We start from the raw sequence: 9,603 nt of genomic DNA on the forward strand, positions 1-9,603 counted from the left end.
TCATGGCTTCGCAGGGTACGGGAGAAGTGCGTCGGCGAGGTAGCCCGCCACGTCCGTGGCGATGGGTGAGGCCTGCAGCCGAAACGATTGCATCGGGCCGATCAGCGGCTCGTCATACCCGGCGAACCACAGGCCGGGAGCCGCGGAGGGCAACCCATTGGCAGCGGGCTTGCCGGCTTCGTCGAGGACGCCGAGATGACCGACGATCGCCTCGAGGCCTTGCCGATAGCCGGTAGCGGCGACGACGACGTCGGGGGTGACCGCGGTGCCGTCGGTGAGCAGGACGCGGCCGTCGTCGAATGCTTGCACGGCAGCGACGATCTCGATGCGGCGGGTCTTCACCCGCCGCGTCAGTTCATCACCGATCGTCGGGACGTGATCGTCGTCGAGCAATGAGGCGTAGATCCCCCGCCCGGGCACCGGCAGGTCGTCGGCCACGTCGCCGAACCACAACCGTTGCATCAGCTTGGCGGCCTGGTCGAGCAGCGGCACCGGCATCCGGCTGAACACCGCGGCGAACGCGTCGACGGGCACACCGGCGACCGCGCGCGGCACCAGATGCGGCGGCTTGCGGACCGCCATGCGCACCCGATCAGCCACGCCGTCGCTCAGTTGCAGGGCGATATCGGTTGCCGAATTGCCTGCTCCGACCACGAGCACGTCTTGTCCGGAGAACGGTCGTGAATTGCGGTAATCGGCCGCGTGCAACAGCTTTCCCGCGAACGTGTCAGCGCCGGGCCACGACGGCAGCGCCGGTGTGTGATAGTTGCCCGTCGCGACGATGACGGCGTGTGCGCTCAGCTCTCCGCTGTCGGTGGTCAGCACCCAGCGGGATTGTTCGGCGTCGATGCGCCTCACGGTTACGCCGAGGGCGAGCCGGAGTCGCTGGCGGCGCACATAGTCGTCGAAATAGTTCACCATGTCGTCGCGCTCGGGCCAGCGCCCGTAGCGACGCGGAATGTGTTGTCCGGGAAGGTGAGACCAGAAGCCGCAGGTGTTCAGCCGGAAGCCGTCGTAGCGGTTGCGCCACGAGGCCGCGGGGGTGTCGGCTCGGTCGACGACCAGCGCGTCGATGTGCTGTTCATGGTTGAGCTGGCGCGCGATCGCCAAGCCACAGGGCCCCGCACCGACGATGATCACCCGTTCGTCGCGCATTCCGGTCATCTACGGCAGGCGCCTCGTGGTCAGCAGCCCTTGGGTGAGGTCTCGGCGCGCCTGCTCGACCATCGATCTGCGGCGCAGCGGTGGGCTTTCGGTATGTGCCTGCTGGCCAACGCCTTTGAGCACATCAGCGAGCGCGGCCAGCGACGACCATTGCGGGTGCCAGTCGAGTTTGTCGCCGGCTCGCGCGCAATCCAGCAGCGGCACGCTGAACGCCATGTCGAGCCAACCCCGGTCGATGGGTTGCAGCCTGGCCCGCCAACTGACGTCGACGAGTGCACCCAGCAATCCCGACGGCACGTGAATTGCCTTGGCGCCAAGCACTTCGGCGACGTCGTCGCGGTCCAGCGGCGGTTCGGCGGCCAGGTTGAACGGCCCGGTCGCGCGTCGCTCGATAGCGCGCACGAATGCCTCGGCGACATCGTCGGCGTGGATCAGCGGGATGCGCAGCCGACGATCCAGCGGCAGAACCGGCAGCAGCGGCACGGCCAGCATCGGCACGTAGCCGGGCAGCGCATAACGCATCAATCCGCTGGCCGCCGCGCGCTGGACGATGAAGCCGGGACGCATCCGCGTGACGGGCACACCCGCGTCGCCGTGTCTGCGTTCGTAGTCGTCGAGCAGGGCCTCCGCGGCGGCCTTGTCACGGCTGTACGGAGACGTCGCAATGCCCGTATGTGGCCAGGTTTCGTCGACGCGCCGCCCGTAGCGTCCGGCCGCATACGTGCCGACTGACGACATGTGCAGCAGATGGCCGACGGCCGCGGCGTGGGCTGCTTCCACGACGGCGGTGGTGCCGCCGACACCGACGCGGGTCAGATACCGGGTGTTTCGGGTGGGTTGGAAACCCCAGGCGAGGTGAACGACGACGTCGCAGCCGTCGAGAATCGTGCGCAGTTCGCCACTCGCATCGGGACCGGCGAGGTCGAGTTTTCGCCACTGCACGTTCGCGTAGACGCCGGCCGGCCGCGGCGGCCTGCGCACGACACCGATGACCTGATGTCCGCTGTCCGGCGCGGTCAACCGGCGGAGCAGCGCTGTGCCGACGTTGCCCGATGCTCCGGTGACGACTATTCGCATCAAACCGCCGCGGCAGGACGGTTTTCGACCCGACTGGCCCGCACGTCGTCGAGGAACCTCCCCACTTCAACGGCGCAGCGGCGCGCGTGCGAAGTGTCGACGAGGTCGAAAGCATGCCCGGCCCTGGGAATTTCGGAGTAGACGACCGGGTTGCGCGAGGTCGCGTCCAGTGCATCGCGAAAATGCCGGGCCTCGCCCACCGGGATGATGGTGTCCAGCTCGCCGTGGATGAGGAAGAACGGCGGCGCATCCTCGTGTATCCGCGCCAGCGGTGAGGCCGCGGCGAAGACCTCAGGATGTCGAGACTGGCTGCGCCGCACCACAACCCGTTCCAAGAAGCTCTGGAAGTTGCGACGCGTTGCGGTCGAGGTGTCCTCCCAGTCGTAGCGGCCGTAGATACTGACGACGGCATCAACCGACGTGTCGGCGTCGTCGTCGAGTTCGCCGCGGAAGTCCGGGTCGCCTGGGGTGAGACCGGCGAGCGAAGCGAGATGGCCGCCTGCCGAGCATCCCGCGACGGCGACGAAGCCGGGATCGCCGCCGTAGTCGCCGATGTTGGCGCGCGCGCCCACGCGATGGCGGCGTTGACGTCGGCGATGTGGCGCGGCCAGCGGTGCACCGGTGAGACCCGGTAGTCCATCGTCAAGCAGACCCAGCCAGCTTTGACGAGGTGCGACAGCAGTGTGTGGCCCTGCAGCACTCGCCTGCCCTGCACCCATGCGCCGCCCGGCACGAACAACAGCACCGGCGCATCCGCCGGCAGGTCGGGCCTGCGCCAGACGTCGAGCAACTGAGCGGGGTGATCGCCGTAGCGGACCGAGCCGCGATACAGGCACCATCGCCGCTGTGCGCTGGCCCGCAGGAATGGAGGAATTCTGCTCGCGGTGGGGGCCGATCCCTGCGTCGCCTCGACCGCCGCGTCGACCAGTGGGCCGACCGTACGGCGCTTGACCGCCGCGCGGATGGCCGCGGGTGCGTAGTGGCCTGCCCAGAGGGCCATCGCGGTCAGTCCGGCGAACGGTTCGAGGTGCTTACCGACCACGGGAAGCGACGAGTAGAGCCGCGTGGAGGCGAGCAAGACATCCGCGGGATGAACGAACATCAGCCCTCCCAGAAAAGTCGTATGGCGCCGCAACGGCGTCGGCAACCTGTACCCGAGGCGCGCCTCGGCGAAACGCGGCAACGCCGATTACCGTTTGGCCGCGCTGGTCAGGGGTAGAGAGCTGGGGTGGGCATGCACAGGAATCAGTTGACCGGCGTACAGGCCGCCGCCACCCTCGCTGACCTGGGGTCCGCGTCGATCGCGGCGGGCGTGATCGCGCGTCGTCCCCCGGTCGTCCGCGTTCTGGAGAAGCTTCAGGCCGACACCAGGGCGCTCGCGCGGATGAAGAAGCTTCGCGACCAGTTCGGCCGCGGTCCCGTGGAACTGGTGCTGCCAGGCCGCCGCATGTTGGTGATCACCGATCCCGAGGACGTCGGCCGCGTGCTCGACGGGGCGCCCGATCCGTTCCATCCCGCCAACGCCGAGAAGCGCAAAGCGCTGCAATGGTTCCAGCCACACGGAGTACTGATCTCGCAGGGCCCGATCCGCCAGGAGCGGCGCCGCTTCAACGAAGCGGTTCTCGACTTCGGCTCCGATCTGCACCGGCTGGCGGGCGCGTTCAGCGATGTGATCGCCGCCGAGACCGCCGAGATCATCGACCACGCGACGCGCGGCGGCCACCTCGACTCGACGCTGTTCATGCGCGGCTGGTGGCGAATGGTGCGACGGCTGACGCTCGGGCCGTCGGCGCGGGACGACGAGGACATCACCGGCTCCCTGAGTCGGCTGCGCAGTGCCGGAAACTGGTCGTTCCTGTCGCTGCCGCACTACCGGGCGCGCGCACGGTTCTTCCAGCGGCTGTACGGCTACGCCGAGAACCCACAACCCGACACGCTGATGGCCGCGGTGGCATCGACGCCAACCTCCGGAGCCGTCGATGCGGTCGGTCAGGTCCCGCAGTGGCTGTTCGCGTTCGACGCCGCCGGTATGGCGTCGCTGCGTGCGCTGGCGCTGCTGGCCAGCCATCCGGAGAAGCTGACGCGTGCGGTCGAGGACGCTGCGACTCCGAATGCGCCGCTGTCGCGCCAGTTCCTGCGCGCGAGCGTGCTCGAGTCCGTGCGGCTGTGGCCGACGACGCCGACGATTCTCCGCGACATCACCGAAGACACCGAGTGGCGCAGCGGCTCCGAACGCTTCACCGTCGCGGCTGGCGCCGGGCTGATGATCGTGGCGCCCGCATTCCACCGGGACGACGAGCTGTTGCCATTCGCGCACCACTTCAGCCCCGATATCTGGCTGGACGGGCGCGCACAGCGTTACCCGCAGCTGGTGCCGTTCTCCGCGGGCCCCGCCGAATGCCCCGGACGCGACCTCGTGTTGTTCACGACCAGCAGCGTGTTGGCGCATCTGTTGAGTGCATTGGACTTTCGGCTGACATCGCAACCTCGGCTGTCGCCGCAGCAGCCGCTGCCGATGACGGTCAACCAGTTCGCGCTCGACTTCGCGGTGGCACCGACATCGGCGATGTCCACCGCTTAGGCCGCTTAGGGTGCTTAGGGATCACGCCGACGGCCCTGCGGTCCAGTGCTCAGCACCGCAGCTTGTCGCGAGTCACGCGGGCCCGGTTCTTCCCTTCGTGGGGTATGCCCGTGCATTCAAACGAATCGACCGCAGCGGTGACCGAGTCAACGATTGGAAGTTGGTCGAAGAGGCGGAACACCCCGAACAGCTCGCGCATCGTCCCGCATGGCACAAGTGTCCACGGCACACCGCCGCGCTGGCACTCATCGTCGAAGTGAAGTAGCACTCGAAGCCCTTGTGTGCCAACGAATTCAAGATCGGCCAAATTGAGCACCACCGGCGTTCTGCGCTGGGTGAATCCGGTGAGCACAGTGGCCAGAAAGTCGGCGTTCGACGCGTCGACCTCCCCGCTGGCGGATATCAACGTCGTCGACCCACGCGTTTCGACAGAGATGGAAGCTGTCCGCCAACCGGCGCCTTGGGGGCGCGAATGTTGTTCGGGGAGAGTCATATCTACGGTCATGTCTACCTTTTGATGGAGCAGGTTTGGAGGGGGCGCTTCGGCCCATCGCAACCCATGAGGTTCACCTGATGCAGGCGTACAGGCTGTCAACTCAACCGCTGCCCTGACGCTACTCCACTTCTGCGTCGGCAGCGGTGGAACTGAACCGATTCTTTGTTTCGCTTCCCGTACCGAATCTGCGGTGAGTTTTCATTGGATGGCCTAACGACTGTTTGTTTGACCAAGAAGTCCTCGGGTACTTCGTGAAAACGATTGCTTCACGAGATCTCAGGAGTTGCTTGTGTTCAGACATACCGACTACATGCAGTTTGATGTCAAGCCGGAAAAGCCGGACCCCGTGTACGCCCGGAAGCTGCAGGAGTTGCTCGGTGGTGCGTACGGCGAGATGACCGTCACCATGCAATACCTCATGCAGGGCTGGAACTGTCGCATGAAGGGTAAGTACAAGGACTTGATCATGGACATCGCGACCGAGGAAATCGGCCATGTCGAGATGATCGCGACGATGATCGCACGCCTGCTGGAGAGCGCACCGGCCACCGACGCCACCGAGAACGCGCTCGGCGATCCCGTGGTCGCCGCGGTGATGGGCGGGATGGACCCGCAACACGCCATCGTCTCCGGTGGCGCACCGACGCTGTCCGACAGCCAGGGGGCACCGTGGAGCGGCAAGTACATCGTGGCGTCGGGCAACCTGCTCGCCGACTTCCGCGCCAACGCCGCGGCCGAGGCGCAGGGCCGGGTGCAGACCGCGCGGCTGTGGCACATGACCGACGACCCGGGCGTCAAGGCCATGCTCAAGTTCAACCTGGCCCGCGACACCTATCACCAGAACATGTGGCTGGCCGCGATCGAGGAACTGCAAGCCGACGGCGTGGAGGGCGTGGTGGCACCCAACGACCTGTTCGACGAGGAGTTCGAGGAGCACGCGAGCACCCTGTGGCATCTGTCCGACGGGAATGACTCCGACAAGGGCCGATGGATCGGGCCGTTGCCGGATGGTCGTCACACCGGCCAGTTCCTCGCCGACCCGCAACCGCTCGGCGACCGGCAGTCCGGACCGCCGCCTGACCCGAAGCTCTACTGCACCTATGACGGAGGCATGGGCGAACCGCGGACGCCGGCCTTCGGCACCGAGAAGGGGCTGATGGGCAAGTTGAAGGACGCGGTCGATCCCGACAAGACGTGACACCGCTTCGCGTCGCGGTGCCGGCCTATGCCGCACCGCGACGTGCGAGCACTCCGGAAAGGACAGCATGGTCTGGCCGCCACGCTGGACTGCGTCGTGTCGCGGATTGGCGTCAGCGCGACGATGCCAGCGACGCTGCCATCCTCATCGACGAAATACAGTCCGCACCAACGCAATTCAGAGCGGCAGCAAGAAAGAGCGGATCGGCCGTCGCGTTGCCGCCGCCGCAAAGGCAGTTCGCTACATGATGTGCTGCATCGATGCCGCGTACGGCCGACCCACATGATTACAGTACACTACATCTGAACATCTGAACAGGTGGACAGATAGTAATTGGCGCAGGAGGAAGCATCGATGGCCGAGTACACGCTGCCCGATCTGGACTACGACTACGGCGCGCTCGAGCCGCATATCTCGGGTCAGATCAACGAGATTCACCACGGCAAGCACCACGCCACCTATGTCAAGGGCGCCAACGACGCCTTAGCGAAGCTGGAGGAGGCCCGCGCGACCGGAGACCATTCGGCGATCCTGCTCAACGAGAAGAACCTCGCGTTTCATCTCGGCGGTCACGTCAACCACTCGATCTGGTGGAAGAACCTGTCCCCCAACGGCGGCGACAAGCCGACCGGTGAACTTGCGGCCGCCGTCGACGAGCACTTCGGCGCGTTCGACAGATTCCAGGGCCAATTCGCCGCGGCCGCGAACGGGTTGCAGGGTTCGGGCTGGGCCGTGCTGGGCTGGGACACTCTTGGGCAGCGCCTGCTGACGTTCCAGCTCTACGACCAGCAGGCCAATGTGCCGCTGGGCATCATCCCGCTGCTGCAGGTCGACATGTGGGAGCACGCGTATTACCTGCAGTACAAGAACGTCAAGGCCGACTACGTGAAGGCGTTCTGGAACGTCGTCAACTGGCAGGACGTGCAGAACCGCTTCACCGCTGCGACCAGCAAGGCGCAGGGGTTGATCTTCTAGCCGGAGCCCAGCCCCGCGAGTTCCAGCGAGCGCTCAGCCTGGTACGCAATCCCGGCCTGGAAACGTACCTCAGTGAGCGCTCACGCCGGTGTTTGCTGCAGGTTCTGCGTGCCTGTAGGACCTAGAACGCCGCTTGACCGTGACGCCGATCACAGTAATATGACCAGTGGTCATCGAACCGTGGGAGGCGCCAATGCCGACGGTCACATGGGCCCGGGTCGACCCGGGCCGACGCGCCGCGGTGATCGAAGCTGCGGAGGCGGAATTCGGTGCGCACGGCTTCTCGCAGGGCAGCCTGAACGTCATCGCGCGGCGCGCAGGCGTCGCCAAGGGCAGCCTGTTTCAGTACTTCGCCGACAAGCGTGACCTCTACGCATACATCGCCGACGTGGGCAGCCAGCGGGTGCGCTCGTTCATGGAGGACCGCATCCGCGAGCTCGATCCCACGCGCCCGTTCTTCGAGTTTCTGACCGACCTGCTCGACACCTGGGTGGCATACTTCGCCGACCACCCGCAGGACCGCGCGCTGCACGCGGCGTCCAGCTTCGAAGTCGACACCGAGGCGCGCGTCAGCGTGCGCACGGTCATCCACCGCCACTATCTGGAGGTGCTGCGGCCGCTGGTGCGCGACGCACACGCCCGCGGCGACCTGCGCGCCGACTGCGACACCGACGCGCTGCTGTCGCTGTTGTTGATGATCTTCCCGCACATGGCGCTGGCGCCCTATGTGCGCGGCATGGACCCGGTCCTCGGGCTCGACGACCCGACCCCGGAACAGCCAGCACTCGCGGTGCGTCGGCTCGTAGCCGTCCTGGCAGACGCCTTCTCTTCCACCAGCCCAGCCCGCAAGACGACCAAGGAGGTCAGCAGATGACACGAAAGAACTCAGCCTCACTCGACGCGGGTGGCCTCAATTGGGACAGCCTTCCGTTGAAGTTGTTCGCCGGGGGCAACGCGAAATTCTGGAATCCCGCCGACATCGACTTCTCCCGCGACCGGGAGGACTGGGAGTCGCTGACCGAACTCGAACGCGACTGGGCCGCAAGGCTGTGCGCCGAGTTCATCGCGGGCGAGGAAGCAGTCACCCAGGACATCCAGCCGTTCATGGCGGCCATGCGGGCCGAAGGACGCCTCGGTGACGAAATGTATCTGACGCAGTTCGCGTTCGAGGAGGCCAAGCACACGCAGGTGTTCCGGATGTGGCTCGATGCGGTTGGACTCACCGAAGACCTGCACCACTACATCGATGAGCTTCCGGCCTACCGGCAGATGTTCTACGAGGAGCTGCCGAGTTCACTGGAGGCGTTGACCGCCGACCCATCCCCCGCCGCTCAGGTGCGAGCGTCGGTGACCTACAACCACGTCATCGAGGGCATGATGGCGTTGACGGGATACTATGCGTGGCACCGCATTTGCGTTGATCGCGGCATCCTGCCCGGCATGCAGGAGCTGGTGCGGCGCATCGGCGACGACGAGCGCCGCCACATGGCGTGGGGCACGTTCACCTGCCGACGCCACGTGGCCGCCGACGACTCGAACTGGAAGGTGTTCGAGGAGCGGATGAATGAACTGATCCCGTTGGCGCTGAAGAACACCGAAGACGGCTTCGCGCTGTACGACGAGGTTCCGTTCGATCTGGCGATGGAGGAGTTCCAGCAGTACGCCAGCGACAAGGGGATGCGGCGCTTCGGGACGATCGCCAGCGCCCGCGGCCGTCCGGTCGCCGAGATCGATCTGGACTACTCGCCGCTGACGCTCGAGGACACCTTCGCCGACGAGGACAAGAAGGCGCTGGCCGCCTCGGCGTAACTCTCTTCCCGCGAGCAGACGCAAAGGTCCGCCCTTTCCTGGGCGATTTCAGGCAGTGGATGCAACAGCGGGTGGTTTTGGCGGGTTTGAGAGTAGCTCGTCGAGGACTTCAGCGGGTTTCTTCCAGCCGAGGGTTTTGCGGGGTCGGGTGTTGAGTTGGGCGGCAACGTAGTCGAGGTAGTCGGCCGGGAACACTGATAGGTCGGTGCCTTTAGCAAAGTATTGGCGCAGCAGCCCGTTGGTGTTCTCGTTACTGCCGCGTTGCCATGGCGAGTGCGGATCGCAGAAGTAGATATCGAGCTC

At 66.0% G+C, this 9,603-nt stretch carries 9 protein-coding genes and 1 pseudogene; 5 read left to right on the forward strand and 5 right to left on the reverse strand.

All coding sequences use genetic code 11. The features are described from left to right. The 3 genes and pseudogenes from CQY20_RS26875 to CQY20_RS36240 form a co-directional block, all read right to left on the reverse strand. Entirely contained in the window at positions 1-1,164 is a 1,164-nt protein-coding gene (locus CQY20_RS26875) for a flavin-containing monooxygenase (protein ID WP_234816432.1), read from the reverse strand. Then, positions 1,165-2,241: an NAD-dependent epimerase/dehydratase family protein gene (locus CQY20_RS26880; RefSeq protein ID WP_097943277.1), complete on the reverse strand. Its 1,077-nt coding sequence runs from the start codon at positions 2,239-2,241 to the stop codon at positions 1,165-1,167. Then, positions 2,241-3,343 (reverse strand): annotated as a pseudogene (locus CQY20_RS36240) (alpha/beta hydrolase fold domain-containing protein). Before CQY20_RS36240 ends, CQY20_RS26880 begins: the two are co-directional and overlap by 1 nt. A 132-nt stretch (positions 3,344-3,475) precedes the next feature. Here CQY20_RS36240 and CQY20_RS26890 point away from each other — a divergent pair. Beyond that, the gene (locus CQY20_RS26890) at positions 3,476-4,822 is read left to right on the forward strand and encodes a cytochrome P450 (protein WP_097943278.1); all 1,347 of its coding nucleotides are present in this window, start codon (positions 3,476-3,478) and stop codon (positions 4,820-4,822) included. 49 nt (positions 4,823-4,871) lie between these two features. Here the strand turns inward: CQY20_RS26890 and CQY20_RS26895 are convergent, their stop codons facing one another. Beyond that, positions 4,872-5,327 carry an STAS domain-containing protein gene (locus CQY20_RS26895; protein ID WP_097943279.1) on the reverse strand — a complete coding sequence of 152 codons (456 nt, stop codon included), beginning with the start codon at positions 5,325-5,327 and terminating at the stop codon, positions 4,872-4,874. A gap of 280 nt (positions 5,328-5,607) precedes the next feature. Between CQY20_RS26895 and CQY20_RS26900 the strand changes: the two genes are divergently transcribed. The 4 genes from CQY20_RS26900 (at position 5,608) to CQY20_RS26915 (ending at position 9,300) form a co-directional block, all read left to right on the forward strand. Next, a complete protein-coding gene (locus tag CQY20_RS26900; protein WP_097943280.1) occupies positions 5,608-6,516 on the forward strand; it encodes a manganese catalase in 909 nt (302 codons plus the stop codon). A gap of 354 nt (positions 6,517-6,870) precedes the next feature. After that, positions 6,871-7,491 carry a superoxide dismutase gene (locus CQY20_RS26905; protein ID WP_097943282.1) on the forward strand — a complete coding sequence of 207 codons (621 nt, stop codon included), beginning with the start codon at positions 6,871-6,873 and terminating at the stop codon, positions 7,489-7,491. Positions 7,492-7,684: 193 nt separating this feature from the next. Next, positions 7,685-8,365 (forward strand): TetR/AcrR family transcriptional regulator, encoded by a 681-nt coding sequence (locus tag CQY20_RS26910; RefSeq protein WP_097943284.1) that lies wholly within the window; start codon positions 7,685-7,687, stop codon positions 8,363-8,365. Continuing rightward, the gene (locus CQY20_RS26915; RefSeq protein WP_097943285.1) at positions 8,362-9,300 is read left to right on the forward strand and encodes a R2-like ligand-binding oxidase; all 939 of its coding nucleotides are present in this window, start codon (positions 8,362-8,364) and stop codon (positions 9,298-9,300) included. Before CQY20_RS26910 ends, CQY20_RS26915 begins: the two co-directional genes overlap by 4 nt. Positions 9,301-9,348: 48 nt before the next feature. Here CQY20_RS26915 and CQY20_RS26920 read toward each other — a convergent pair. Continuing rightward, the coding region (locus CQY20_RS26920; RefSeq protein ID WP_109789712.1) for an IS30 family transposase at positions 9,349-9,603 on the reverse strand (255 nt) is incomplete at its 5' end.

Origin of the sequence: Mycolicibacterium agri (genome assembly GCF_002553505.1) — a bacterium.
Classification (GTDB): domain Bacteria; phylum Actinomycetota; class Actinomycetes; order Mycobacteriales; family Mycobacteriaceae; genus Mycobacterium; species Mycobacterium agri.